Below are 25,645 nucleotides of genomic sequence, written 5' to 3'. Positions count from 1 at the left end.
ACGTTAGGCCCGGATCGCAGCAGGGTCTAGCGCAGACCGCACACAAATGACGCAACGGTGCGAAAATCAGCGGGCGGGTGATTTGGCGGCGGATGGCATTGCGGATCAAAGGTCGAACAGACGCCCGCGGTTCAGGATCGTTTTGGGGTCAAAGCTGCGCTTTAGCTGCCGCATAACGGTCAGTTCCTGCGGGCTGCGCGACAATCCCAGCCACGGCTTCTTGTCCACGCCGATGCCGTGTTCCGCCGAGATTGATCCGCCGTGTTCGGCGGTCAGCGCATAGAGCTTTTCCAATGCCGCGGGCTTGTCTTGGGTGGTAAAGACGTAATGCAGGTTGCCGTCGCCCAGATGGCCGAACATGTAAAACCCCGCATCGGGATCAATCCGGCGCAGCGCGGTCTGGCTGGCCTGGGCAAAGGCCTCGATCCGGTTTATCGGCACGCTGATGTCGCCGTTGGCCACCCCGTCAAGGCCGCGCACAAAGTCGGCAGCGCCGTCACGGATGTCCCACAGGGTGTCGAATTCACGGTTCGATTGGCTCACGATGGCGTCCAGCGCCAGATCATCCTCAAGTGCGCGCATCAGAACATCGGTGAACCGTTCGGCCACTGCGGGGCCTGCGTCCGCAGACTGGCATTCGATCAGCACGTAAAAGGGGGCCTCGGTGCCCAGCGGGGGCTGGCGGTTCTGGTGGGCGCAGATGCCGAAATAGGTGTCTTTCCACATCACCTCGAAGGCGGACAGTACGTCGCCCAGCCCCTGACGCGCGCGCTGAAGCAACGCCAGCGCCGCAGGCAGCGACGGCATCGCCAGCAGCGCGTTCAGTTCGGTTTGCGGGCGGGGGTGCAGGTGCAGCAAGGCGCGGGTGACGACGCCCAGCGTGCCCTCGGCGCCGATGAAAAGCTGGTTCAGGTCATAGCCGGTGTTGTCCTTGGCCAGACCGCGCAGCGATGACAGCACCGTGCCGTCGGCCAGCACGGTTTCCAGCCCGGCGACCTGCGCGCGGAACATGCCATAGCGCAGCACGCGGATGCCGCCTGCATTGGTGGCGATGTTGCCGCCGATGGTCGCGGTCCCGCGCGAACCGATGTCGACGCCAAAGAACAGACCGGCGTCCTGCGCGGCCGTTTGCACCATCTGCAAGGGCGCACCGGCCCCGGCCAGCACGGTGGCGCTGTCCATGTCCACCTTGCCGACGTCGGTCATCCGTTCCAGTGACAGAACGGCCTCGCCATTTGCAATGCGATGGGCACCGGACAGCCCGGTGCGTCCGCCCTGGACCACCAGCGGCTGCCCCGCCTCGTGACACAGCGCCAGCGCGGTTGCGGTCTGGGCGGTGTCGGCAGGGCGCAGAACAAACTGCGGGCGGGCGGAAAACCGGTCGCGCCGGTCCTCCTGATAGCGCGGGCCAATGGCGTCGCCTGTCAGCAAGGCTTCGGGTGGCAGGGCCGATGCCAGACGGTCCACAAGGCCGGTGTCGGGCAGCGTAGGGGTGTCTTGCATCGGTGTCTCCTTTTGCGGGGCGCGCCTAGCCGGCCAGCGCCTGTTCTGCCAACAGCTTGGCGCGTTCACGCAGGACAAACTTTTGCACCTTGCCGGTCGATGTCTTGGGCAATTCGTCGAACACCACTTTTGCGGGGCATTTGAAATGCGCAAGGGTCGCGCGGCAATGGTCAAGCAACGCGCGTTCGCTGGTCGTCTGTCCCGTGCGCAGTTCGACAAAGGCCACAGGCCGTTCGCCCCATTTGGCGTCGGGCATCGCTACGACCGCACACAAGGCAACAGCCGGATGGGCAAAGATCGCGTCCTCGACCTCGATAGACGAGATGTTTTCGCCGCCCGAGATGATGATGTCCTTTGACCGGTCCTTAAGCTGGATATACCCGTCGGGATGGATCACACCCAGATCGCCGGTGTGAAACCAGCCGCCGGCAAAGGCTTCGGATGTGGCGGTGGGGTTTTTCAGGTATCCTTTCATCACGACATTGCCGCGCAACATGACCTCGCCCAGCGTTTCGCCGTCGCGCGGGACCGCTGCCAGCGTTTGCGGGTCGCGCACATCCGCTTGGGACAGCGACAAAAAGCGGACGCCCTGACGTGCCTTGTAAGCGGCCTGATCGGCCAGCGGCAGGTCGTCCCATGTATCCTGCCATGCGTTCATCACCACGGGGCCATAGGTTTCGGTCAGCCCGTACATATGCTGCATCTCGAACCCGGCAGCCTTCATCGCTTCCAGCACCGCAGCGGGCGGGGGTGCGGCGGCGGTGATAAAGGTTGCCGTATGCGCAAAGGGCGTCTTGTCGGCATCGGCGGCGTTCAGCAGCGTCGTCATGACAATCGGCGCGCCGCACAGGTGGGTGACACCGTGGTCGGCAATCATGTCATAGATCGGTTTGGCACGGACCCAGCGCAGGCAGACATGGGTGCCCGCCTGAACCGCGACACTCCACGAAAAGCTCCAGCCGTTGCAGTGGAACAGCGGCAGCGTCCACAGGTAGACAGGGTGCCGCCCCATTTCGCCGTGAATCACCATGTTCAACGCCATCAGCGCCGCACCCCGATGGTGGCAAACGACCCCCTTTGGGTTGCCGGTGGTGCCCGAGGTATAGTTCAGCGAAATCGCATCCCATTCGTCACGCGGGGGCGGCGCTGCATAGTCGGGCGACCCCGTGGCCAGCAGTGCGGCATAATCCATCGTTCCGATCAGCGGTCCCTTGGGATAGGGGGCATCGTCGGGATAGGCCGCGTCGTCATAGTCGATCACGATGGGCCGCGATGGCGATGTCATCAGCGTCAGCGCTTCGGCGGCCAGATCCGAAAACTCGCGGTCGACGATCAGCACCTTGGATTCGGCGTGGTCCAGTTGAAAGGCGATGGCGCGTGCGTCCAGACGGTAGTTCAACGAATGCAGAACCGCGCCATTGGCCATTGAAACGCCATAATGCGCCTCGATCATCGGCGGCGTGTTCGACAACAGCACCGAGACCGTGTCGCCGTGGTCAATCCCCAGCCCCGCAAGCCCCGAGCCCAGCCGTCGGCAGTTTTCCCACAGTTGGCGATAGCTGATCCGGTCCGGCCCGTGGATCACCGCGACGCGGTCGGGATAGGTCAGCGCTGCGCGTTCCAGATAGGAAACCGGCGACATCGGTTGGTGGTTGGCCGGACAGCGGTCCAGGTCGGTGTCATACATGCTCATGCGCGGTGGTCCTTGATCTGGGCGCGCATCAGCGCGCCCGCTTTTGCAGTTCGCCAACGGGGTGGCCGTCGGATTTCCAGCCGCCAAAACCGCCGCGCAGGCTGCGGGCGTCCAGCCCCATGTCCTGCGCCACTTTCGCAGCCAGCAGCGACCGCCAGCCCGAGGCGCAATAGAAGACATAGGTTTTGCCCTCGGCAAAGCGCGGCTTGTGATAGGGGCTGGCCGGATCAATCCAGAACTCTAGCATCCCGCGCGGGGCGTGAAAGGCGTCGGGGATCATGCCTTCGCGTTCCAGTTCACGCGGGTCGCGGATGTCGACCATCACGATGTCCTCCGCGCCCAGGTGTGCGGCCATATCCGCCGCTTCGACCGAAGTCACTTTGGCGTCGGCGTCATCCAGCATCTGTTGGTATCCAATGGCCATGTCCTAGCGCCCCATGTTGTAGAATTCGGCGTTGGGTTTCATGCTGGTCAGGTTCGCCAGCCGGTTGGACATGCCAAAAAACGCGGTGATCGCGCCAATGTCCCAAATGTCTTCCTCGCTGAACCCGTGCGATTTCAGCGTTTCGACATCGCTTTCGTCAACCTCGTAGGCGCGGGCCGAAACCTTCATGGCGAAATCCAGCATGGCGCGCTGGCGCGGGGTGATGTCCGCCTTGCGGTAGTTGATCGCCACCTGATCGGCAATCTGCGGGTCCTTGGCGCGGATGCGCAGGATCGCGCCGTGGGCAACCACGCAATACTGGCACTGGTTGGCGTTCGAGGTGGCCACCACGATCATTTCACGCTCGGCCTTGGTGATGTCGCCGGGCTTGTCCATCAGGGCGTCGTGATAGGCAAAAAAGGCGCGGAATTCTTCCGGTCTGTGGGCCAGCGTCAGAAAAACGTTCGGCACGAAACCCGATTTCTCCTGAACCGCCAGAATGCGGTCGCGCAGGTCTTCGGGCAGGTCCTTGATGTCGGGCACCGGAAAGCGGCTGATGGATGTGTTGGTCATGGAAGTCCTTCCTTAGGTCAAAAGCGCGGTCAGTTGCGCCTGATAGATTTCGATGGCATCGCCCGGATTGTCGTCATGCGGAGCGATCCGAACCAGACAGGTCTGCGCCGAACAGCCCTGCCCGAATTGCGAGGTGCCGACATCCAGTGTCAGCACGTTGGGGTTGCCGGCCAGTTCGGGGCCGTCTGCCTGTTCGGTCAGCCATGCGCCGGTGGGCAGCACCGCGACGCCGGGGCGCTGGTCAGCGGTCAGTCTGGCGGTGGCCAGACAGGCACCGCGATCATTCCACAGGCGCACGGTCTGCCCGTCGGCGATGCCGCGCGCAGCGGCGTCATCGGGGTTCAGGCGCACCTGTTCGCGGCCGTTGCGTTTGTCCTCGCGGCTGGATGGGCCGGTTTCCAACTGGCTGTGCAGCCGCCCTTTGGGTTGATGGGACAGCAGGTGCAGCGCGTCGGTTGCACCAGCGGCCCCCAGCCATTCGGCGGGCGGAATCCACGCGGGATGGGCGCGGCAATCGTCATAGCCAAGCTTTGCCAGCGCGGCGCTGCCCAACACGATCCTGCCGCTTTCCGTGGCCAGCGGCGCGGCCTGCGGATCGGCGCGGAATTCGGCCAGATAGGTGTGATCGCGCTGGACCGGGCAGGCGGCAAATCCCTGATCCCAAAAGGTGTCAAAGTCGGGCATGTCAAAACCCAGCCGCTCCCGCGCATCGCTGCGGCTAAGGTCGTACAAATGCCGCACCCAGCCCATTTCGTCGCGGCCCTCGTCAAAGGCGGCCCTGACGCCCAGCTTGTCCGAAAGCCGTGTGAAAATCTCGAAGTCCGACAGCGCCTGACCCATGGGATCAACGGCCCGGTGCATCGCAAGGATGTAATCCGACCGCCGGTTTCCAGCCAGATCGTTACGCTCGAGCGAGGTCGAGGCTGGCAGGATAATATCAGCACGCCGCGCGGTTGCGGTCATCATCGGGTCTTGAACGATGATGGTTTCGGGACGGGTCCATGCCTTGGTCAGCCGGTTCAAATCCTGATGGTGGTGAAACGGGTTGCCGCCCGCCCAATAGACCAGCCGGACGTCGGGATAGCTGCGGGTTTCGCCCTGATAGGTGAACGGCGTGCCGGGGTTCAGCAGCATGTCCGACACCCGCGCCACGGGGATAAAGCTGCGGATCGCATCCTTACCCCTGTTCATCGCGGGGGATTTGCCGGTCTGGATCGGCGCACCGACCCCGCCAAGCGATCCATAGCCATAGCCGACGCCGCCACCGGGCAGGCCGATCTGGCCGATGATCGCGGCCAGCCCCAGCGCGGCCCAGAACGGTTGCTCGCCATGGTGGGCGCGTTGCAGGCTCCAACTGACGGTCAGCATACTGCGGCTGTTGACCAGTTGTGCAGCAAGGGCGCGGATCGTCGTGGCATCCAGTCCGGTGATCTGGGCGGCCCAGTCGGCGTCTTTGACAACGCCGTCGTCGGCCCCGGTCAGATAAGACAGCAGCGTGTCCGCACCGCTGGTGCAACGGTCCAGAAAGTCGCGGGCGTGCCGTCCGGCGGCGACGATTTCACCCGCCAGCCCCAGCATCAGCGCGGCGTCGGTGTTGGGCCGGATCGGCATCCAGTCGGCGTTCAGCCAGTCGGGCAGGTCGTCGCGCAGGGGTGACACCAGCACGACCCTGACCCCGCGTTCAGCGATCCGGCGCAGGTGGGTTTCCAACTGGTGCGTGCCGATGCCCCCCGCCTCGCTTTGCGAGGTGCGTGGCGACATCGCCCCGAACACGACCAGCGTTTCGGTGTGCTCGGCGATGTTGTCCAGCGTGTTCGAACCACCCCCGCAGGCGCGCTCGTCGCCCAGCGTGTGCCGCAGGATCACCGGGCCTGCGGCAATCGAATAGGTGTCGACGTGGCCGGTATAGCCACCCACCAGATTCAACATGCGCTTGAGCAGGGTCGAGGCATGGTGAAAGCGCCCGCAACTGGTCCAGCCGTATGACCCCGCAAAGATCGACGCGTTGCCATGGTCGCGCGCCACGCGCGAAATCTCGTCCGATACCAGCGTTGTCGCCTCGTCCCAGCTGACCGGCACGAACCGGTCCGATCCGCGCTTGCGCCCGTCACTTGCGCCGCGGTTTTCCAACCAGCCTTGGCGCACCATGGGTTGCAACACGCGCCGGTCGCTTTTGGTCCACTCGGCCACCGAATGGATGATCGGCGACGGGGCAGGGTCGGGGCCGAACGGCTCGACCCCCACGATCCGGTTGTCATCGACAAGGACCGTATAGGCGCCCCAATGGCTGCAATGCGGCACGCGGCGGATGTTGGACATGGCGGCAGGCCCTTTCATATCAAGGCTTCGATCAGGAACGGCCCACGGCGCTGGCAGGCCGCGCGCAGCAGATCGCTGAAGTCTTCGACGGTGCTGGCGCTGGCGGCCTCGACACCCATGCCCCGCGCAAGGCTGACCCAGTCCAGCGCCGGGTTGTCCAGATCCAGCATCCGGCTGGCGTTGCGCCCGGCGGTGCCTGCGCCCACGTCTTTCAGCTCGCCGTGCAGGATCTGGTAGCGGCGGTTGGCAAAGACGATGGTGACCACATCCAGTTCCTCGCGCGCCTGCGTCCACAGCGCCTGCACCGTGTACATGCCGGACCCGTCCGCTTGCAGCGTGATCACCTTGCGGTCCGGGCAGGCGACGGCGGCACCGGTGGCCAGCGGCATACCCACACCGATGGCCCCACCGGTCAGTTGCAGGAAATCATGCGGGGCCGCGCCATAGGTGTGGCGGAAAAAGTCGCGGCCCGAGGTCACGGATTCGTCGCAAACAATGGCATTGTCGGGCATGTGATGCGCCAGTGCGACGGCGATGGCATCCGGCGTCAGCGTGCCGCTGGGCATGTCGGGCTTGGCGCGGGACGCATGGCGCGCGGCGGGGCTGTTCGCCACGCCGAATTCATCCGCAAGCGCGGCGATGGCCGCTGGCAGGTCGCTGCCTGCGTCGGCCATGTCGATCACCTCGCACCCTTCGGGCAGCATCTTGCCGGGCTTTCCGGGGTAGGCAAAAAAGCCGACCGGTGCCTTTGCGCCGATCAGGATGACCTGTTCGGTGTCGGCAAAGGTCGCAAGCGCCTGATCAACCTTGTAAGGCACCCGATCCAAAGCAACGCGCCCCGCGCCGCGCATCATGCGCCCGCTCGATTGCTGCGCCATCAGCCGCGCGCCGCTGCTTTGAGCAATCCTGTCCAGCGTGTCCAGTTCGGCATCGCGCAGGGCCTTGCCCGAGATCAGGATCGTGGTGGTGCGCCCGTTGCGCAGGGCGGCGGCGGCCTGTGTGATCCGCGCGGCATCCGGTGCCGTGGGGTGCGGCGGCGTAATGGCCACCGGATCACCGGCAGGCGCGGCCCCCCACGAGGCATCGGCGGGCAGGATCAGCGTGGCGATCTGGCCCGGTGCGGTACGCGCGGCGGTGATGGCCTGTTCGGCGGTAGAGCCCAGCGTTTCGGGGCTGTCCGCGCGTCCGACCCAATGCGACATCGGCCGCGCCAGGCTTTCGATATCCGAGGTCAGCGGCGCATCAAGCGCCAGATGATAGGTCGCGTGATCGCCGACGACGTTGACCATCGGGCTGCCGGCGCGCCGCGCGTTGTGCAGGTTGGCCAGCCCGTTCGCCAGCCCCGGCCCCAGGTGCAGCAGGGTCGCGGCGGGCTTTTCCGCCATACGGGCGTAACCGTCAGCGGCCCCCGTGACCACACCCTCGAACAGCCCCAGCACGCAGCGCATCGCAGGCTGGCGGTCCAGTGCCGCGACAAAGTGCATTTCAGAGGTGCCCGGATTGGCAAAGCAGGTGTCAATTCCGTTGGCCAGCAGGGTATCGCAAAGCAGGTCGGCGCCGATTTTCATATTGTGTCCTCGTTCAGATGTGCAGCGGCGTCCGCGATGTCGGACAATGCCGCCCAATGGGGTGATGTTGTGTCGACCAGATTGCGGAAGGTTGCAAATTTTGCATCCGCATAGCGCGCGACCGGGCCGGTTTGGGGGGGAATGCTGTCTTCGGGCGGGCCGATCCATTGGGCCGCGATTTCGGCAGGGGAAGCGCCCAGAAGATGTGTTGCCGCAATCGCGGCCAGCCCGCGCGGCCCAGCGTGCGCCGTGGGGCTGCGCACCACCGGTGTGCCAAGGCAGGTGGCCAGAAACCGCGCGAAATCCGTATCCCGCGCCAGCCCGCCACCCAGCGACAATGCGCCCTGGGCGGCACCCATCATCGTGTGGCTGGTGCGCGCGACAAAGGCCAGCGCCTCGCGTCCGGCCCATGCAATCTGCTGCGGCGTGGTGGCGGCACTCAGCCCGAACAGGGCGGCGCTGGCTTGCGGGTCGGTCCAGGGCGCACGTTCGCCGCCCGGCTCGAAAAAGGGATGCATCACCAACCCCGAATAGGCGGGCGGCACGGGCGATGGCAGATCGCGGAACTGCCCGTGCAAATGCTGCAACAGGGTCGCGCCGTTAAAGCAGGGGTGAAAGCACAGGAACCCGTCGCCCAGCACGAATTGCTGCACCATCGCCCCGCGGGGCTTTTGCGGCATCGTGTCGGGGTCGTTCAACAGACAGGCGTGGATCGCACTGGTGCCAAACACCGACGCCCGCGTGACCTCGGGCCGGGTACCAAGCCCCAGACCGATCAGCGTCGCCTGCACATCACCCGGCCCCATCAGCACCGGCAGACCGGCGGGCAGGCCGCAAGACTGCGCTGCGGACGCAGACAATGGCGCGCGGCATTGGCCCACGGGGGCGAATTCGGGCAGAACGTCGAGGCCACGGGTCAGGCCCAGCGCCTGCCCGATCTCTGCCGACATCCGGCCATCGCGCCAGTTGCCCCAGACCGGCAAGGCGGCGCTGGGCTCGGCCAGCAGGGTGCCGGTGAAGGCATAGAACAACCAGTCTTTCAGCCTCAGGATTTTTGCGATCCTCTGGAAACGGTCGGGGTCGTGGCGTTGCAGCCACAGCAATTGCAGGCTTTGCGCGGCGGCGGTGGGGCGCGACCCGGTGATCGCTTCGATCCGGTGCAGCGCATCGCCCAGTTCGCTGACCAGCCCCCGCGCCCGACCGTCCAGCCATGTCATCGCAGGACCAACCGGCCGACCGTCGGCATCCACCGGCCACAGCCCGTCGCCCTGTCCGGTCACGACCAGCCCAAGGGGGGTATGACCGTCCGTACGGGCCGCGCAGTCGCGCAGCGCGCGTATCGCCAGATCAGCCGAGGCCGCCATGTCCTGTTCAACCCGCACGCCCGCACGCATCAGCGCGGTGTTGGGCAGCTCGACATGCGCCAACACCTGCCCCGAGGCATCAAAGGCGGCAGCCTTGACCGCCGTCGTGCCGCTGTCCAGACACAGGATCACAGGGGCAACGCGTTACGACGCATGTTGCAGACCCTTCTGCACGTCGGGGGTTTGCTGGCCGTAAGTCTTGAATTTCTCCAGCACCACCGCGATTTGCGCCTCGGACAGAACTGGCGGTTCACCCATGGGCAGCAGGGCCAGCAATTGCGTCGCCAGCTCTTCCACGGTCACGGCCAGCGCCAGCGCGCGGGCAATGGACACATGTGCCGCGATCACGCCGTGGTGCGCCATCAGGCAGGCGCGGCGGCCCTCAAGCGCCTTGACCACTTCGTGGGCCAGTTCCTGCGTGCCGAACAGCTCATAGGGCGCGCAGCGGATGCTGTCCCCGCCGGCGGCCGCGATCGAATAGTGGATGGCCGGGATGTCACGGCCCAGTACGGACACGCTGGTCGCCTTGGTCGAATGGGTGTGCACCACGGCGTTCAACTCGGGGCGCGCTTGCAGGATGTCGCGGTGAAACCGCCATTCGCTGGACGGCAGCACGTCGCCGGTAAACGAGGCGTCCCAGTTCATCGCCACCACATGCTCGGGGCGCAGCTTGTCATAGGGAATGCCGGTGGGCGAAATCAGAAACCCGTCGCCATGGCGGACGCTGATGTTGCCCGCCGTGCCCTTGTTGATGCCCAGCCCGTTCATCGCGCGGCACGCTTCGATCAGTTCGGTTCGCAAGGTCAGTTCTTGGTCGGTCATGGGTCTATCCTCAGGTGCACAGGTTGTGGGGCGTGTCGCCGGCCAGAAACCGCGCGATGTCTTCGGCGATCACGGTGGCGGCCTTTTTCGCAGAAAGCTTCGAGGCACCGGCGATATGCGGCGACAGGGTGACATTGGGCAGTTGCAGCAACGGCATGTCCGCGGGCGGCGGTTCGGGGGTGAACGTGTCCAGCGCCGCGCCGCGCAAATGTCCCGACACCAACGCATCATACAGTGCGTCATAGTCCAGAACCTGCCCGCGCGTGGTGTTCACGATATAGCCGCCGGGTTTCATCGCCGCGATCCGTGCGCGGCTGATCATGCCGATGGTTTCGGGCGTCACGCGCGGGTGCAGCGTGACCACATCCGCCTCGGCCAGCAGCGCGTCCAGCTCGGCCTTGCGAAAGCCTGCGGCGGTTTCTTCGTCGGTCAGTGGTTTGAACGGATCGTAGATCACAATCTGGCAGCCGAACGGTTGCAACAGCCGCGCCACGCGGGTGCCGATGTCGCCATAACCGACGATGCCAACGGTCAGTTCGCCCAGCTCCGGCCCTGCATTGTCATAGTGATAGTAATCGCGGTTGAACGCCCCGCTTTTCACCGCCAGATGCCCCCGGATCAGGTTGCGCGTTTCCGCCAGCAACGAGGCCACGGTAAATTCCGCCACCGCCGATGCGTTGCGGCCCGGCGTGTTGACCACGCTAAGGCCACGGTCGCGGGCGGCCGGCATTTCGATGTTCACCGGCCCGCCGCGCGACACTGCGATCAGCTTCAGCGCGGGGGCATGGTCCATGCTGTGGGCCGTGATCGGCGCCAGATGGGTCACCAGCACGTCAAGATCGGACAGGAAGTCAAAATAATCCTCGGGCCTGCCGACGAATTCCCCCACGGGCAGATCAGGGTCAACCTTGGTCGATTTGACGTGTAGCGGCCAATCCAGTTCCATTTCGCGGAAGGTGATCCTGCGGTCCCCCAGCCGCGACTCAAGCGCCTTGCGGAACAGGGCGGGCTGCATAAACCCGTCACCGATGATGCCGATGGTCAGGGGCGTTGTGTCATGCGTCGTCATGGGGGTGTCCTACGCTTTCTCGGGTGTGGCCACGGGGTCCAGCCCCGGCAGCACGTCGCGGTAAGTTTCCAGATCCAGCCCGCGTTCTGCCAACACCTCGGCCGTGTGCTGGGCAAATCGGGGGGGTGCGCTGTGATAGCTGACCGGCGTGCGCGACAGTTTGATCGGGCTGCCGGTGCCGCGGTAGGCGCCGATGTCCACGATCATTTCACGGTGGGTGGTGTGCGGGTCGGCCACCACTTCGTCGATGGTGCGCACGGCACCGCAGGGCACGCCCATGCGGATCAGCTTTTCCGACAGGGGGTCGCAGTCGAACGCCGCCATCGCGGTTTCCAGTTCCACCTTGAGCGCATCCGCGTTGTTCAGCCGGTCGGCATTGCTGGCAAAGCGGGGGTCGGTCGCCAGCGCGGGGTTGCCGATGCCTTCGCACAGTTTGGCAAACTGGCGGTTGTTGCCGACGGTCAGGAACAGCGGCGCGGTTTTGGTCTGGTAGGTGTCATAGGGGCAGATGTTGGGATGCGCGTTGCCGGTGGTGCCTGCGACCTTGCCCGACAGGTAATAGTTGGGCAGGTGCGGGTGCAGCAGGGACACGCCGCAATCGTACAGGGTTGTTTCGATGAACTGCCCGCGCCCGCTGGTGGCGCGTTCGTTCAGCGCCATGCACACACCCAGCGCCGCGTTCAGGCCGGTGACCATGTCGACCACAGGCAGACCCACGCGCGTGGCATCGCCGCCGCGTTCGCCGTTCACGCTCATGATGCCACAGACCGCCTGAATGGCTGCGTCATAGCCGGGCAGACCACCTTTCGGGCCATCGGCGCCAAAGCCGGACACGCGGCAGTGGACCAGCTTGGGAAACCGCGCTTGCAGCTCGTCCGTGCCCAGACCCCAGCGTTCCAGCGTGCCGGTTTTGAAGTTCTCAAGAAACACGTCGGCATCGGCCAGCAACTCCAGCAACAGCGTGCGCCCCGCCGGTTGCGAGATGTCCACCGCAATGCCGCGCTTGTTACGGTTCAGACCCTGAAAATAGCTGGCCGCCCCGTCCAGAAAGGGCGGGCCCCAGCCACGGGTTTCGTCGCCTGCGGGCGGTTCCAGCTTGATCACATCCGCACCGTGATCGGCCAGGATCTGGCCGCAATAGGGCCCACCAAGGACTCGGCTGGCGTCGATGACCTTGAGGTTGGAAAGGGAGCCGGTGGGCGTCATGCAGTTCTCCGTTCAATCGGTGATGTGCGGCCCTGTCGGGCCAGTGTTTCAGCAGTGTTGCGTTTGGGCGGCCAGGTCACGGCGCCAGTTTTCGGCAAAGGCGGGATAGGTTTCTTGCAGCTTGTCCAGAACCGGACCGCGCAACAAGGCAAGCGTGGCGGCATCGGGCGCGGGGGTTTGCGGCACCTCGTCGGGGTGGTCAAAGTCAAAGCCGGTCGCGGCGCGGATGGTTTCAAGCGTTTCGCCGGGGTGGACCGATTCCAGCGTAAAACCGGGCCGCGTCTTGTCGAAGGAAAACAACGCCTTGCCCGTCAGCAGCGCCACCGGCCCGCCGGGCCGGTACACATCCGGCGGGCTGACACCGGGGGCCGAGATGAAATCGACCTGCTCGACCATCACACGCGGGCTGTGTTCCTCGCGGAACAGGATCACGCGGGGCACGACGAAATACAAATAGGCCGACCCGAAAGAGCCGGGCCAGCGGACCTTGCTTTGCGGATAGTCCCCCGCGCCGACAAGGTTCACGTTCGCTTGCCCGTCGATCTGCCCGCCGCCCAGGAAAAACGCGTCGATGCGCCCCTGACCTGCGCAATCGAACAATTCGCCCGATCCGTTGGTGAAAAAGTTGTGCGCGACAGAGCCAAGGATCGACAGCCGCACGTGGCGGGTCTGTTCATCCAGCGCCTGCCGCAGCATGGCACCGGCGGCGGGCATCGGCGACGATGCGCCAACCGCCACGTGCCGCACGTCGGCCAGCAGGGCGGCGATGGCGGTGATCAGCGTTTCGCTGGGCAGTGCAGGGGGCTGGGGCGTCATGTGCGGGCCTCGTTCTCGGTGGCGGCCATATACGCGTCAAAGCCTTCTTGCGTGCGGGCGGCGGCGGCATAGCGTTTCAGCGCGTCGGTGTCCGCCGGGTAAACACCCCACAGCCCATAGGGCCACGCACCGTTCGGCACATGCGCGATGCCCGACACGTACAGGGCCGGCAGCACCCCCGCGGCGGTGGTTTCATCCGCCAGCAGGTTGTCGTCCACGATGCGGTCAACGGTGACATAGGTTTCGGTCGCGGCATAGGCCATCGGGGCCAGTTCGCGCCGCCGCCCGATCCATACGTTGCCCGCGCGGTCGGCCATTGGTGCGTGAAAAATGGCAACATCGGGTTTGATGGCCGGGATCAGCACCACAGGGTCGCCAGCGTCGGCAAAGGGGTTGTCGATGACCATCCAGTCGGGGCGGTTGCGCAGCACGTCGGTGCCGATCAGCCCACGCATCGGGAAAAACGGCGATCCTTTCTGCGCGGCAATCAGGCCCGCGTGAACGGCGGGGCAGGTGGCGTCAATCACGCGGATGCGCCCCTCTTTCACCGCCGCGTTGAAACGGGGTGCGCCACCGGCCTCGCCCAGGCTGACGGCGCTGGTTTCAACCGAACGGACGCACCCCGCGCCGATAAGCTGATCGACCTGCAAGCCACCGGTCGGGACACAGACAAGGTCAAGATCACGCAGCCCGCGCGCGATCATCGGGCGGGTAAAGGCCATCGCAACACCGGCATAATCAACGGGCACGGCGATGCGCATTCCGGTCTCAAGCCGGTCCACCAGCTGTTCCACTGTGGTCAACATTTCATTTCGCCGCCATTCATTGGCTATTGTTCCATATTGTAGAACATAGGTTCGCATAACAAGGTATTCGGGCGGGGTCAAAGTTGTCAATTGCCCAAATTTGCCGCAATGCAGCAATATTTCAAGGGTGACGCTAGGGGATTGACAGGTGAATTTTTCGATACAATGATCATATACGGAATAGCGTTCTATAATATGGAACACTAGGGAGGACAAGATGACGTTGAAGCTGGCAGATCCAGTTGTTGTACCCGGCGGTGCTGATGGCCGTCACGATGACGCGCCGCGTGCGGGCATCGGTTCGGGGATCACGATCGAAAACGTGACGAAACGATACGGCGCATTCGTCGCCGCAGACCGCATCAGCCTGGACATCCAGCCGGGCGAATTTGTCACGCTTCTGGGGCCGTCTGGCAGCGGCAAAACGACCTTGCTGAACCTGCTGGCCGGTTTCCAGCGCGTCGATGGCGGTGAAATCCGTGTTGATGGCAAGCCGGTACAAAACGTGCCGGTTCACAAGCGCGGGTTCGGCATGGTGTTTCAAAGCTATGCGTTGTTTCCGAACATGACGGTCGCGCAGAACGTCGGCTTTCCCATGCGCATGGCGGGGATCAACCGCGCAGATACCGACCGGCGCGTGGCGGAAACGCTTGGGATGATGCAGCTTTCGGAGTCAGCGGCCAAGATGCCATCCGAGATGTCGGGCGGTCAGCAACAGCGTGTCGCCATCGCGCGGTCCATCGTCATGCGGCCAAAGGTTGTGCTGATGGACGAACCGCTAAGCGCGCTGGACCGGCGGCTGCGCGAATCGATCCAGATGGAAATACGCGACCTGCACCGGACCATCGGCAGCACGTTCCTGTTTGTCACCCATGACCAAAGCGAGGCGCTGACCATGTCGGACCGCATTGCCGTCATGGACGCCGGGCGCATCATTCAGGTGGATCGCCCCGAAACCATCTATCGCCAGCCCTGCAACCGTTTCGTCGCGGGCTTTGTCGGTGAAAGCAACCTGATCGAAGCCGAGATCGTGCGCCGCGATGGTGCCATGCTGGCCTTGCGCACCAAGACCGGCCATCTGTTCCGCAGTCCTGCACCTGACGAGGTCTCGGGGCGCAATGTCACCGTTCTGGTCCGTCCCGAGCGGCTGCTTTTGTCAGACAAACCCGGTCAGGACACGATTCCGGCGCGCGTCCAGTCGGCGCTGTTCCTGGGTGAAATCCTGCGGATCGAGGTGACGCTGGACAGCGGCGAGACGCTGTTGGTGCGGTGTTCGGACAGCGCCGGTCAGAAGCTGCCCACCCCCGGCAGCACAGTGCACGTCAGTTGGGGCGTGACCGACGGGTGGGTTCTGCCATGACCCAGACGGATGCGCACCAAGGTAACCCGGGGGTTACCCCGACCCGCAGCCTGTCGGACCGGCTGAAAGATCCGGCGCTGCTGCTGATCCCGGCGTTCGCCTTTCTGGGGTTCATGTACCTGTTGCCGCTGGTCGACCTGATGCAGACCAGCGTCGAAGGCGACCCATGGTGGGCCGATCTGAAACGGGTGCTGTCCGTGCCGCTGTATTTCGATTCGCTGGTGCGGACGATGAACATCGCGCTGACGGTTGCCCTGTTGTGCGCGCTGATCGGCTACCCTGCGGCGCTGCTGATCCAGCGCACCAAGGGGATCACGCAGGTGCTGGTGGCGATGGCGATCATCCTGCCGTATTTCATCGCGATCCTGATCCGCACCTATGCCTGGATGGTGCTGTTGGGCCGCAACGGGCCGATCAACAAATTTGCGGTCTGGATCGGGGCATTCGACGAACCCATCGGCCTGTTGTTCAACCGGGGCAGCGTCTTGCTGGGCATGACGGCGGTGCTTTTGCCGATCATGGTGCTGAGCATCTATTCAAGCCTGTCGCGGCTGGACCCGGCGCTGTTGCGTGCGGCGATGGCGAACGGCGCGGGGCCGCTGGCAGCCTTCTGGCGCGTGCTGCTGCCGCTGACCCTGCCCGGTGTTGGTGCCGGTTTCCTTCTGGTCTTTGTTCAGGCGCTGGGGTTCTTCATCACGCCCAGCCTGTTGGGCGGGCCGGGTGACATGATGTTTGCCATGCACATCACCCAACAGGCGGATTCGATCACCGGCGAGGGCTTCTTGCAGGCTTTGGCGGTGGTGCTGCTGGTGCTGACGCTGGTGGTTGTGGCTGTCGCAGGCCGCTTTCTGGGGTTTGAATTCATCTGGGGCGGCGAGCGCAAGGCGCCGATGCCAAAGGCGCGCGAGACCGTGGACCGTCCCAAACCAGCCCGAGGCGGAATCAAGGAAACCCTTGCCGACAGGATCGGCTGGCCAATGCTGCGCGGGCTGGGTGCGCTGAATGCCCGTTGGGGCGAATGGACGGTGCGGGTTCTGGCCATTTGCGTGATTGCCACGCTGGTTCTGCCCATCATCGTCGTCATGATCATCTCGTTCAGCAAGGCCAGCTATCTGACCTTTCCGCCGACCGAATATTCCCTGCGCTGGTACGAAAAGTTCTTTTCCGACCGCAACTGGATGTCGGCATTCTGGAATTCATTGTTCATCGCCATCATGTCCGCCGGCATTTCCGTCACGCTGGGGGCCACGGCGGCGATGGGGATCGTGCGCAGTTCGATCCGGGGCAAGTCCACGCTGATGCTGTTGCTGGTCAGCCCGATCATCGTGCCGCCCGTTGTGCTGGGCCTGTCACTGTACAGCCTGTTTCTGAAATTCGACATGGTGGGCACCTATTGGGGGCTGGCGGCGGCGCATTCCATCGGTGGCATTCCCATCGTTGTGGTGATCGTCGCGGCGGCCCTGCAAGGTGTTGACCGCAGGCTGGAACAAGGGGCCGCCGTGCACGGCGCGTCACCGTTGACGGTGTTTCGCAAGGTGACCCTGCCCGCGATTGCGCCTGGTCTGGGGGCGGCGGTGTTCTTTGCCTTTTTGCATTCCTTTGACGAGCTGGTGCTGACGCTGTTCCTGTCCAGCCCGCGCATGAAGACCCTGCCGCTGATGCTGTGGGGCGACATCAATTATCAACTGAACCCAGTTCTGGCCGTCGTGTCCACGCTCGAGGTTCTGCTGGTCGTTGGTGGCATCATATTGGCGCGTCCGGTCTTTGCCCGGGCCCGCGCCGACACGTGAACGACCCAAAGACAACACAGGAGGAGGAGAAGAAAATGTTTACAACCAAATTCAGAAAAGCGGGCCTGTCGGTGCTTGCCGCCGCAGCCTTGCTCGCAGGGGGCGCGCAACTGGCGTCGGCCGAGGGCGAAGTGATCATGCAAGATCCGGGCGGCAGCTATGGCGATGCCCTGCGGTCGGTGATGTACGACAGCTTCGAGGACGAGACCGGCATTGACGTGATCACCGTGCAAGAGGCCCGGTCCGGCCCCCGGATCAAGGCGCAGGTGGATGCGGGCAAGACCGAATGGGACCTGACGTTCATCTTCGATCAAGAGGTCGGACTGCTGGGCGATTGCTGCCTTGCCGACATCGACTATGGCAAGCTGTCGGACAGCGCCAAGGAAACGCTGGCCACCATGCCCGACAACCTGAAACGCCCCAAAGGCGTCGCCTTGCAGGTGATCGGCGTGGGTTTGGTGTATAACACCGATGTCTACAAGGACGGCAATGTGCCACAAAGCTGGGCGGATTTCTGGGATGTCGAAAAGTTCCCCGGCGAACGCTGCCTGCCTGCATGGCCGCGCTTTACGATGGAGGCTGCTTTGATGGCCGACGGTGTCGCCAAACAGGACCTGTATCCGCTGGACATGGACCGCGCGTTGGCAAAACTGGAAAAGATCAAGCCGCACGTGACCAAGTGGTGGACCACATCCGCGCAGCCGCCGCAGCTTTTGCTGGATGGCGAGGCGGACATGTGCATGGCCTATACCGGTTCAACGTCTTTGCTGGCGCTCGAGGGTGCACCGATCGAAGTCGAGTGGAACCAGGGCTTTGTCTACTATGACTTCTTCTCGATCCCCAAGGATGCGCCGAACTACGACAACGCGCTGAAGCTGCTGTCGTGGCGTCTGGATGCCGATCTGGCGGCAGAGCTGACCTCGGCCTATCCGGTGGCGTTGCCGTCGCCGTTGGTGTTCGAGAAGGCCGATCCCGAGATCAGCAAATATTGGGCGAACAACCCCGACAACGTGGCAAAGGCCATCGAATGGAGCCCTGAATTCTGGGGTGCGCAGGCCGCAGCGGGCAACATGACCAACGAAGAGTACGGTCAAGAGCAACTGAACAGCTTGCTGGCGAAGTAACCGGCAGATGACAGGATCGGCGGCTGCGGGGCTATGTCCTGTGGCTGCCGTTTCGTTGCGGAACGCTGTTGCGCGATGCACTGTTCACAGCGTGATATTCAAGGTAACAGGTCTGTCATGGACAAGGCATTTATCAAGGGGTTGCGCCTGATCGAGGCGCTTGCGCACAGCGAAAAACCGCGCGGCGTTACCGAGCTTGCCGCCGAGCTGGGCCTGACCAAAAGCAACGTGCACCGGCTGTTGGCGACCTTGGTGGCACAGGGCTATGTCCATCAGGACCCGCAATACAGCACCTATGCGCTGGGCACCAAGATCTGGGAACTGGGCAGCCACGTGATCCGGCGGCTGGACCTGACCAAGGTCGCGCGCCCGGCGATGGAACGTCTGGCGGCGCTGACCGGTGAAACGGTGCACCTGTCGGTTCTGGACGACATGGACGTTGTCTATCTGGACAAGATCGAAAGCAGCCACCACATCCGCGCCCACACCCACGTGGGCCAGCGCGCCCCGGCCTATACGATGGCCACCGGCAAGGCGATGTTGGCCCAGATGCCCGACGCCTATCTGGAACGGTATCACAACCGATTTCAAAGCTTTACCCCCGCCACCATCACCACCATGGACCAGCTTCACCGTGCCATCGAACAGGTGCGGGCAATCGGCTTTGCCGTGGTGCCACACGGGGAATGGCGCGCGGGTATCGCGGCCTGTGCCTGTGCAATCCTCGGGCCCAACGGTGATCTGGCCGGCGCGATTGGCGTGTCCGGTCCCGACACCCGCGTCAAACGCGAAGAACTGGACGCCTTCAGCCCGCACCTGGTTGCGGCGGCTTCTGCGATTTCGTCCGCCTTGGGATACACCGGCGAACATTAGACCGGACGTGCGTCCCTTGCCTTTTCAATGATTTTAAACGCGCCATGCGGCCTTGTTGCGTGCGCGTGTTTCTTTTTTAGGCAGATGCGCGGGGATTCTCTGTCGCTTTGAAAAAATCAGAACAAATAGTTTGACCGATTGGTATGAAGATATCTAGGCTGCCTGAAAACAGGGGGGCCTATGACCTTTATCAGTCTGAAAAAGATGTTCCGCACGGTGCCGGCATGAAACGGTATTGGGCCGATCACAGCCAACGCGAATTTGCCGCGCTGGACCACGACCGTCTGATCGCGGTGCTGCCCATCGGGGCGATCGAACAGCACGGGCCGCACTTGCCCATGTCTGTCGACACCTGCACCGTGACCGGCGTGGCGCGCCGTCTGGCCGATGCGCTGCCCGATGACAGTCCGGTCATCTTCCTGCCCGCACAGGCGGTCTGCAAAAGCGATGAACACATCGACTTTCCCGGCACCCTGACCCTGTCGGCGGAAACCCTGATCCGGGTGCTGACCGAAATCGGGGCCAGCGTGGCGCGGGCAGGGGTGCACAAGCTGGTGCTGCTGAACGGGCACGGCGGCAACATTCCGGTGATGGACATCGTCGCGCGGCAATTGCGCATCTCGCATGACATGCTGGCGTTTTCGGTCAACTGGTTCGGCTTTGGAACGCCCGAGGGGATGTATTCCGAAACGGAACGCACCCACGGCATTCACGCGGGCGATATGGAAACATCCGTCATGCTGGCGCTGGACGCGGGCAACGTGGACATGCGCCACGCCCGCGATTTCCGGTCACGCGGGCAGGATCTGTTCGAGGGCACAACCCATCTGGGCCTTGGCCGTGCCGGCAAACCTGCATGGAAAACCCAAGACCTGAGCCCCTCAGGCGCCTGCGGCGAGGCGCATCTGGCCACCGCCGCCAAGGGCGAGGCGACGCTGGATCACGCGGTTGCGCGGCTGGTCGAAGCGATGGCCGAGATTGACGCCATGCCCGCCGACTGGCTGCACAGAAAACCAAAGGTCTGATAGATGGCACACACCCCCGAAACCGCAACGCCGCTGATCGACATGCAAGGTGTCGACAAACAGTTCGGCAATGGCACCGTCGCCGTGCGGGATATGTCGCTGAAAATCCAGCAAGGCGAATTCGTCAGCTTCCTTGGCCCCTCGGGCTGCGGCAAAAGCACGGCGTTGAAGATGATCTCGGGGCTGCTGTCCGTCTCGGCGGGGTCGATCACCGTCAACGGCCACCGTCCGGGCGAAGGCAACGCGGGCAGCGACATCGGCTACGTGTTCCAAGAGGCGACGCTGATGCCGTGGGCCACGGTTTACGAAAACGTCTATCTGCCCCTGAAACTGCAAGGCGTCGGCAAGGTCGAAGGCCGCGCCCGCGTCGAAGAGGCGCTGTCGATGGTGGGGCTGGCGAATTTTGCCAAATCCTATCCGCGCGAACTGTCCGGCGGCATGAAAATGCGCGTCTCCATCGCCCGCGCAATGGTGACCAAACCCAAGCTGTTGCTGATGGACGAACCCTTTGCCGCGCTGGACGAGATGTCGCGCACCAAGCTGAACGACGAGGTGCTGTCGCTGTGGAAGTCGCTGGGGCTGACGGTGATTTTCGTCACCCATTCGGTGTTTGAATCCGTCTACCTGTCCAGCCGTGTCGTGGTCATGGCCGCCCGTCCGGGGCGCGTGGTGCACGATATTGCCCTGACCGGAGGCTATCCGCGCAACGCTGCCTACCGGATGTCACCGGAATACGCCGAAAGCTGCCGCACCGTCAGCAAAGCTTTGGAAGGGACCATGGATCATGTCGAACTTAACCACTGATACCCCCGCCGCCGCGCAGCTAGACCCGCGTGTCATCCGCGAACGCCGCGAGCGCCGGTTGCAGTATATCCTGCCGATTGCCGCCATCGCCTTTGCGCTGGGCCTGTGGGAATTTCTGGTCTGGTACAACGAGGTGCCGCATTACCTGATCCCCGCCCCCAGCCTGATCGCCAAGACCCTGGTGACCGATTGGTCCAGCCTGATGCAAAGCGCGATGTTCACCGTGAAACTGACGCTGATGGCGCTGGCGCTGGCAATCGTCGGGGGCGTGGCCTTGGGCATGTTGTTTGCCCTGTCCCGTCCCATCGAGATGAGCCTGTTTCCCTTTGCCGTCATCCTTCAGGTCACGCCGGTGGTCGCCATCGCGCCGCTGATCCTGATCTATGTCAGCAACACCTTTGCCGCCCTGCTGATCTGTGCGTGGATCGTGGCGTTTTTCCCGATCCTGTCGAACACCGCCATCGGCTTGCGCAGCGCCGACCACAACCTGCGTGACCTGTTCCGCCTGTATCAGGCGACCCCGTGGCAGCGCCTGCGCTATCTGCTGATCCCCTCGGCGTTGCCCTATTTCATGGCGGCGCTGAAAATCGCGGGCGGGCTGGCGCTGATTGGCGCGGTGGTGGCCGAGTTTGTGGCAGGCACCGCAGGGCAGAACACCGGCCTTGCCTCGCGTATCCTCGAGTCCAGCTTTCGCAACGAAATCCCGCGCATGTTTGCGGCACTGTTCCTGGTGTCGGTGCTGGGCGTCGGCATTTTCCTGATCACCGCGTGGTTGTCGCGCGCCGTTCTTGGCCATTGGCACGAGAGCGAGATCAAGCGCGAGAAATAGGCAGATGACGGACAGGATGCACCTAAAAGGGATCACTTTGGCCGGACACAGCGGCTTTTGGGATCTGGAACAGGACGCGGGGCGCATCACCGCGCTGCGCCCCGCGACGACGGGCGGCGGCGGCTACGTGATGCCGCTGCTGGCCGACATCCACACCCATCTGGACAAGACGATGACCGCGCCGCGTATGCCGCACCGCGCGCAGTCGCTGTTCGATGCGATCGAGATGATGGGGCAGGACGCAGCCCGTTGGACCGACGACGACCTGCGCCGCCGCGCGTCGCTGGGTCTGGCCAAGGCCTATCACCACGGCACCGCGCTGATGCGCAGTCATGTGGATTGGTCCTATGCCGATGCGCCGCGCGGCTGGCATGTGCTGACCGAACTGGCGCAGGACTGGCGCGGGCGGGTTGACCTGCAATTGTCGTCACTGACCCGTCTGGACGATCTGGCCCGGATCGGTCCCACCATCGCGCCGGCGCTGCGCCGCGAGGGTGGTATTCTGGGCGCATTCGTCTACCGCAACGACGATCTGGCGGCACATATCGCCACCCTGTTCAACCTGGCCGAGGCGCACGATCTGCCCTTGGATTTCCATGTCGACGAAGGGCTGGACGTAGACGCGCGCGGCATCGACGCGATCATCGACGAAACGGCCAAACGCGGCATGGCCGGCCGTGTGCTGTGCGGGCACGGCTGTTCGCTGTCGGTGCGCGACGTGTCGCAGGTTGAAACCCTTCTGGGCCGCGCTGCCGAGGCAGGCATTGGTCTGACCGTCCTGCCCGGTGCCAACAGCTATCTTCAGGATGCAGGCACGGGCCGCACCCCCCGCTTGCGCGGTCTTGCGCCCCTGCAAGAGGCTGATGCCGCCGGCGTTCCGGTCATGCTGGGATCGGACAATGTGCGCGACGGGTTCTTTCCCTATGGCGACTATGACCTGATCGAGGTTTTGCGCATGGGCGTGCTGATGGGCCATTTGCCGCCCGAGGACTGGCTGGATGCCATCAGCGCACGGCCCGCCGCTTGGATGGGCCATGACCTTAGCCTGCGCACCGGTGGCCCTGCCGACTTTATCCACTTTGACGCAACCGACCTGAACGACGTGATCAGCCGCGCCACTGCGGTGCGACGTGTCTGGCGCAACGGCGCGGTTCTGCCCCCCTTTCAAGGAGACAAATGATGTCCCGTACTTCCGATCTGACCGCATTCAAGGCCGCACTGGGCGACATCCGCTTTCACGATGGCCAAAAGCATCTGGAAGCGCGGTCGCGCGATTATTTCTGGTACAGCCCGATCCTGAACGACCAGCTCAAGGACAAGATCGGCGATGTGCTGGTGATCCCGCAGTCGGTCGACGAGGTGATGCAGGTGGCATCGCTGATTGCAAAGCACAAACTGCCCCTGACCCTGCGCGGCGGTGGCACCGGCAACTATGGTCAGTGCGTGCCGATGGAGGGCGGGGTGATCATGGACCTGACCCGTCTGGACAAGGTGCTGGAGATCACGCCGGGCCACGTGCGCGTGCAGGCCGGTGCGCGGATTTCGCGGCTGGACGATGCGGCGCATGAAACCGGGCAAGAGCTGTTGATGTACCCGTCAACCCGCCAGATGGCGACGATTGGCGGATTCCTGGCCGGGGGCTCGGGCGGCATCGGGTCGCTGCGCCACGGGATGCTGCGCGATCCGGGCAACGTCAGCTACGTCAAGGTTATCACGGTCGAGGAAGAGCCGCAGGTGATCGAACTGCACGGCGACGAGATCCAGAAAGTGCAGCACGCATTCGGCACCAACGGGATCATGGTGGAACTGGGTCTGGCCTTAACGCCCCGGACCGACTGGATTCATACAGCCGCCTTGTTCGACGGCTATGACCACGCCCTGAACTTTGCCACCCAGGCGCAAAAGGACGGGATGGACTGTTATCTGCTGACCGCGGTCGAGCGGCGCTTTGCCCCCTATTACACCAAGTTCGGTGACCTGTTTCCCGCCGACCGCGATGCGATCTTTGCGATGGTCGCACCGGACGAAATGGACCGTTTCACGGCGCAGGCCGAGGCGCAGGGCGGGCGCGTGTCCTTTGCCATGACCAAGGACCAGATCCGCGCGGAAGGTCTGCAACCGGCTTACGAATGCGGCTGGAACCACACCACCTTGCAGGCGCTCAAGGTCGATCCGGGCTGGACGTACCTGCAAGTCGCCTATCCGCGCCCGTTCGATGTTGATCTGGTGATGCGCCAGATGGCGCGCCACGGCGACGATATGTTCTGGCACCACGAAATGGCGCGTCAGGACGGCGACATCCAGATCTTTGCCCTGCCGTTGGTGCGCTATCGTGGCAAGGACGAGATGTACCGTCTGATTGCGGAACTGGAAGAAACAGACGGCTGCACGATTTTCGACCCCCATGTCGTCACCATCGAAGACGGCGGCATGAAGGAAATCGACACCACGCAGATTGATTTCAAAAAACGGGCAGACCCCTACGGCCTGATGAACCCGGGAAAAACACGCGGATGGACCAAGGATATGGTCCGCCGTGACGACCAACACCAACACGGAGAAACAGCATGAAAAAGACACTTACGGCATTCGGCGCAGTCTGCGCCCTGCTTTCCGCGACGACCGCATGGGCCAACGACAAGGTCGTGATGGGCACCAACTGGCTGGCCCAGGGCGGGCACGGCGGGTTCTATCAGGCGCTGGCCGATGGCACCTATGAAGCATACGGGCTGGACGTTGAAATCAGCCCCGGCGGCCCGCAGGTCAACAACCGCCCGATGCTGTCGGCGGGGCGGCTGGACTTTTTGATGGCGGGCAACCTGTTGCTGTCCTTTGACAACGTGCGCAACGGCATCCCCACCACCGTCGTCGCCGCCTTCTACCAAAAAGACCCGCAGGCGTTGATGACCCACAAGGGGCAATACGCCGACTTTGCCGCGCTGTCCGGCGCGCCCACGGTGCTGGTGTCCAAGGACGGGCAATTCAGCTTTTGGGAATGGATGGTGCAGGCGCAAGGGTTCAAGAATGAACAACTGCGCCCCTACGGTTACAACCTGGCCCAGTTTCTGGCCGACGACAAAATGGTCCAACAGGCCTATGGCACCGCCGAGCCGATCTATGCCCGCGAGCAAGGGGCCGATGTGGACGTGTTCCTGTTGGCCGACAACGGCTGGAACACCTATGCCGCCACGCTGGAAACCCGCCAGCAGTTGATCGACGAGAACCCCGAACTGGTACAGCGGTTCGTTGATGCGACCATCGAAGGCTGGGTGAATTTCCTGTATGGCGACCACAAGCCCGCATACGACGCGATCATGGCGGCCAACCCGGAAATGACCGTGGAAAAGCTGGACAAGGAAGTGGCCCAGCTCAAGGCGCTTGAGATCATCGACAGCGGCGACGCGCTGGAGCAGGGGATCGGGGCGATGTCCCAGGAGCGGATCGAAGCGTTTCATGATCTGGCCGTGTCCAGCGGCATCGTTGAAACGGGGTCTGTCGACCTGTCCAAAGTGGCAACCAGCCAGTTCGTCAACCAGGGTCACGGTCTGGACCTGAAGGCCAAGCTGACCGGCCAATAAACCGGTGGGGGCGGCGACGCCCCTTCCGTTCTGGTGCGGGGCGACGCTTGTGCTAATCTTGCAGCGCCGCCCCCTACCGTGACCCATCAAGGACCGCCC

Annotated in this window: 22 protein-coding genes; 10 read left to right on the top strand and 12 right to left on the bottom strand. The window is 63.8% G+C overall.

The features are described 5' to 3' along the window. Positions 1–105: 105 nt before the first annotated feature. Genes AAC077_RS09485 through AAC077_RS09430 form a run of 12 tightly spaced genes read right to left on the bottom strand, consistent with a single transcriptional unit; the run spans position 106 to position 14,163 of the window. Entirely contained in the window at positions 106–1,503 is a 1,398-nt protein-coding gene (locus AAC077_RS09485) for an FAD-binding oxidoreductase (RefSeq protein ID WP_339768874.1), read from the bottom strand. Between the two features lie 25 nt (positions 1,504–1,528). Then, the gene (locus AAC077_RS09480; RefSeq protein ID WP_339768872.1) at positions 1,529–3,196 is read right to left on the bottom strand and encodes an acyl-CoA synthetase; all 1,668 of its coding nucleotides are present in this window, start codon (positions 3,194–3,196) and stop codon (positions 1,529–1,531) included. 28 nt (positions 3,197–3,224) lie between these two features. After that, complete coding sequence (locus tag AAC077_RS09475) at positions 3,225–3,620, bottom strand: rhodanese-like domain-containing protein (protein ID WP_339768871.1); 396 nt, start codon at positions 3,618–3,620, stop codon at positions 3,225–3,227. A 3-nt stretch (positions 3,621–3,623) separates the two neighbouring features. Next, on the bottom strand, positions 3,624–4,193 hold the full coding sequence (locus tag AAC077_RS09470; protein WP_224554064.1) for a peroxidase-related enzyme: 570 nt from the start codon (positions 4,191–4,193) through the stop codon (positions 3,624–3,626). Positions 4,194–4,205: 12 nt separating this feature from the next. Continuing rightward, positions 4,206–6,530, bottom strand: a complete 2,325-nt coding sequence (locus AAC077_RS09465) for a molybdopterin-dependent oxidoreductase (RefSeq protein ID WP_339768862.1) — start codon at positions 6,528–6,530, stop codon at positions 4,206–4,208. Beyond that, a complete protein-coding gene (locus AAC077_RS09460; RefSeq protein WP_339768860.1) occupies positions 6,527–8,080 on the bottom strand; it encodes an acetolactate synthase large subunit in 1,554 nt (517 codons plus the stop codon). The genes AAC077_RS09465 and AAC077_RS09460 overlap by 4 nt, the downstream gene beginning before the upstream one ends. After that, positions 8,077–9,576, bottom strand: a complete 1,500-nt coding sequence (locus tag AAC077_RS09455; protein ID WP_339768858.1) for an FGGY family carbohydrate kinase — start codon at positions 9,574–9,576, stop codon at positions 8,077–8,079. The genes AAC077_RS09460 and AAC077_RS09455 overlap by 4 nt, the downstream gene beginning before the upstream one ends. 12 nt (positions 9,577–9,588) lie before the next feature. After that, positions 9,589–10,266, bottom strand: a complete 678-nt coding sequence (locus tag AAC077_RS09450; protein ID WP_339768856.1) for a class II aldolase/adducin family protein — start codon at positions 10,264–10,266, stop codon at positions 9,589–9,591. Positions 10,267–10,276: 10 nt separating this feature from the next. Next, a complete protein-coding gene (locus AAC077_RS09445) occupies positions 10,277–11,335 on the bottom strand; it encodes a 2-hydroxyacid dehydrogenase (protein WP_339768854.1) in 1,059 nt (352 codons plus the stop codon). A gap of 9 nt (positions 11,336–11,344) precedes the next feature. Next, a complete protein-coding gene (locus tag AAC077_RS09440; protein ID WP_339768852.1) occupies positions 11,345–12,541 on the bottom strand; it encodes a CoA transferase in 1,197 nt (398 codons plus the stop codon). Positions 12,542–12,589: 48 nt separating this feature from the next. Beyond that, complete coding sequence (locus AAC077_RS09435; RefSeq protein WP_339768850.1) at positions 12,590–13,357, bottom strand: CoA transferase; 768 nt, start codon at positions 13,355–13,357, stop codon at positions 12,590–12,592. After that, on the bottom strand, positions 13,354–14,163 hold the full coding sequence (locus tag AAC077_RS09430) for a CoA-transferase (protein ID WP_339768848.1): 810 nt from the start codon (positions 14,161–14,163) through the stop codon (positions 13,354–13,356). The genes AAC077_RS09435 and AAC077_RS09430 overlap by 4 nt, the downstream gene beginning before the upstream one ends. 217 nt (positions 14,164–14,380) lie before the next feature. Here AAC077_RS09430 and AAC077_RS09425 point away from each other — a divergent pair, with 217 nt between their 5' ends. The 10 genes from AAC077_RS09425 (at position 14,381) to AAC077_RS09380 (ending at position 25,546) form a co-directional block, all read left to right on the top strand. Next, positions 14,381–15,523: an ABC transporter ATP-binding protein gene (locus tag AAC077_RS09425; RefSeq protein WP_339768845.1), complete on the top strand. Its 1,143-nt coding sequence runs from the start codon at positions 14,381–14,383 to the stop codon at positions 15,521–15,523. After that, positions 15,520–17,313, top strand: a complete 1,794-nt coding sequence (locus tag AAC077_RS09420) for an ABC transporter permease subunit (RefSeq protein WP_339768843.1) — start codon at positions 15,520–15,522, stop codon at positions 17,311–17,313. Before AAC077_RS09425 ends, AAC077_RS09420 begins: the two co-directional genes overlap by 4 nt. Before the next feature lie 35 nt (positions 17,314–17,348). Beyond that, positions 17,349–18,437, top strand: a complete 1,089-nt coding sequence (locus tag AAC077_RS09415; protein ID WP_339768841.1) for an extracellular solute-binding protein — start codon at positions 17,349–17,351, stop codon at positions 18,435–18,437. A 117-nt stretch (positions 18,438–18,554) separates the two neighbouring features. Continuing rightward, on the top strand, positions 18,555–19,310 hold the full coding sequence (locus tag AAC077_RS09410) for an IclR family transcriptional regulator (protein ID WP_339768839.1): 756 nt from the start codon (positions 18,555–18,557) through the stop codon (positions 19,308–19,310). A gap of 224 nt (positions 19,311–19,534) precedes the next feature. Further along, on the top strand, positions 19,535–20,335 hold the full coding sequence (locus tag AAC077_RS09405; protein ID WP_339768837.1) for a creatininase family protein: 801 nt from the start codon (positions 19,535–19,537) through the stop codon (positions 20,333–20,335). Positions 20,336–20,338: 3 nt separating this feature from the next. Beyond that, entirely contained in the window at positions 20,339–21,139 is an 801-nt protein-coding gene (locus AAC077_RS09400) for an ABC transporter ATP-binding protein (protein WP_339768835.1), read from the top strand. Then, positions 21,120–21,968 (top strand): ABC transporter permease, encoded by an 849-nt coding sequence (locus AAC077_RS09395; RefSeq protein WP_339768833.1) that lies wholly within the window; start codon positions 21,120–21,122, stop codon positions 21,966–21,968. Before AAC077_RS09400 ends, AAC077_RS09395 begins: the two co-directional genes overlap by 20 nt. A gap of 37 nt (positions 21,969–22,005) precedes the next feature. After that, positions 22,006–23,148 carry an amidohydrolase family protein gene (locus tag AAC077_RS09390; RefSeq protein ID WP_339768831.1) on the top strand — a complete coding sequence of 381 codons (1,143 nt, stop codon included), beginning with the start codon at positions 22,006–22,008 and terminating at the stop codon, positions 23,146–23,148. Then, positions 23,148–24,539 (top strand): FAD-binding oxidoreductase, encoded by a 1,392-nt coding sequence (locus AAC077_RS09385; RefSeq protein WP_339768829.1) that lies wholly within the window; start codon positions 23,148–23,150, stop codon positions 24,537–24,539. Before AAC077_RS09390 ends, AAC077_RS09385 begins: the two co-directional genes overlap by 1 nt. After that, complete coding sequence (locus tag AAC077_RS09380) at positions 24,536–25,546, top strand: ABC transporter substrate-binding protein (protein ID WP_339768827.1); 1,011 nt, start codon at positions 24,536–24,538, stop codon at positions 25,544–25,546. The genes AAC077_RS09385 and AAC077_RS09380 overlap by 4 nt, the downstream gene beginning before the upstream one ends. The last annotated feature ends 99 nt before the right edge of the window (positions 25,547–25,645 follow it).

This window comes from uncultured Pseudosulfitobacter sp., assembly GCF_963976325.1.
Taxonomy (GTDB): domain Bacteria; phylum Pseudomonadota; class Alphaproteobacteria; order Rhodobacterales; family Rhodobacteraceae; genus Pseudosulfitobacter.
Note: the sequence above shows the minus strand (reverse complement) of the source record. Positions and strands in the feature narration are given on the sequence as shown.

Coding starts and splice junctions, on each gene's coding strand:
- AAC077_RS09485 (WP_339768874.1), bottom strand. CDS start 1,503: ATGCAAGACACCCCTACGCTGCCCGACACCGGCCTTGTGGACCGTCTG.
- AAC077_RS09480 (WP_339768872.1), bottom strand. CDS start 3,196: ATGAGCATGTATGACACCGACCTGGACCGCTGTCCGGCCAACCACCAA.
- AAC077_RS09475 (WP_339768871.1), bottom strand. CDS start 3,620: ATGGCCATTGGATACCAACAGATGCTGGATGACGCCGACGCCAAAGTG.
- AAC077_RS09470 (WP_224554064.1), bottom strand. CDS start 4,193: ATGACCAACACATCCATCAGCCGCTTTCCGGTGCCCGACATCAAGGAC.
- AAC077_RS09465 (WP_339768862.1), bottom strand. CDS start 6,530: ATGAAAGGGCCTGCCGCCATGTCCAACATCCGCCGCGTGCCGCATTGC.
- AAC077_RS09460 (WP_339768860.1), bottom strand. CDS start 8,080: ATGAAAATCGGCGCCGACCTGCTTTGCGATACCCTGCTGGCCAACGGA.
- AAC077_RS09450 (WP_339768856.1), bottom strand. CDS start 10,266: ATGACCGACCAAGAACTGACCTTGCGAACCGAACTGATCGAAGCGTGC.
- AAC077_RS09445 (WP_339768854.1), bottom strand. CDS start 11,335: ATGACGACGCATGACACAACGCCCCTGACCATCGGCATCATCGGTGAC.
- AAC077_RS09440 (WP_339768852.1), bottom strand. CDS start 12,541: ATGACGCCCACCGGCTCCCTTTCCAACCTCAAGGTCATCGACGCCAGC.
- AAC077_RS09435 (WP_339768850.1), bottom strand. CDS start 13,357: ATGACGCCCCAGCCCCCTGCACTGCCCAGCGAAACGCTGATCACCGCC.
- AAC077_RS09430 (WP_339768848.1), bottom strand. CDS start 14,163: ATGTTGACCACAGTGGAACAGCTGGTGGACCGGCTTGAGACCGGAATG.
- AAC077_RS09425 (WP_339768845.1), top strand. CDS start 14,381: ATGACGTTGAAGCTGGCAGATCCAGTTGTTGTACCCGGCGGTGCTGAT.
- AAC077_RS09420 (WP_339768843.1), top strand. CDS start 15,520: ATGACCCAGACGGATGCGCACCAAGGTAACCCGGGGGTTACCCCGACC.
- AAC077_RS09415 (WP_339768841.1), top strand. CDS start 17,349: ATGTTTACAACCAAATTCAGAAAAGCGGGCCTGTCGGTGCTTGCCGCC.
- AAC077_RS09410 (WP_339768839.1), top strand. CDS start 18,555: ATGGACAAGGCATTTATCAAGGGGTTGCGCCTGATCGAGGCGCTTGCG.
- AAC077_RS09405 (WP_339768837.1), top strand. CDS start 19,535: ATGAAACGGTATTGGGCCGATCACAGCCAACGCGAATTTGCCGCGCTG.
- AAC077_RS09400 (WP_339768835.1), top strand. CDS start 20,339: ATGGCACACACCCCCGAAACCGCAACGCCGCTGATCGACATGCAAGGT.
- AAC077_RS09395 (WP_339768833.1), top strand. CDS start 21,120: ATGTCGAACTTAACCACTGATACCCCCGCCGCCGCGCAGCTAGACCCG.
- AAC077_RS09385 (WP_339768829.1), top strand. CDS start 23,148: ATGTCCCGTACTTCCGATCTGACCGCATTCAAGGCCGCACTGGGCGAC.
- AAC077_RS09380 (WP_339768827.1), top strand. CDS start 24,536: ATGAAAAAGACACTTACGGCATTCGGCGCAGTCTGCGCCCTGCTTTCC.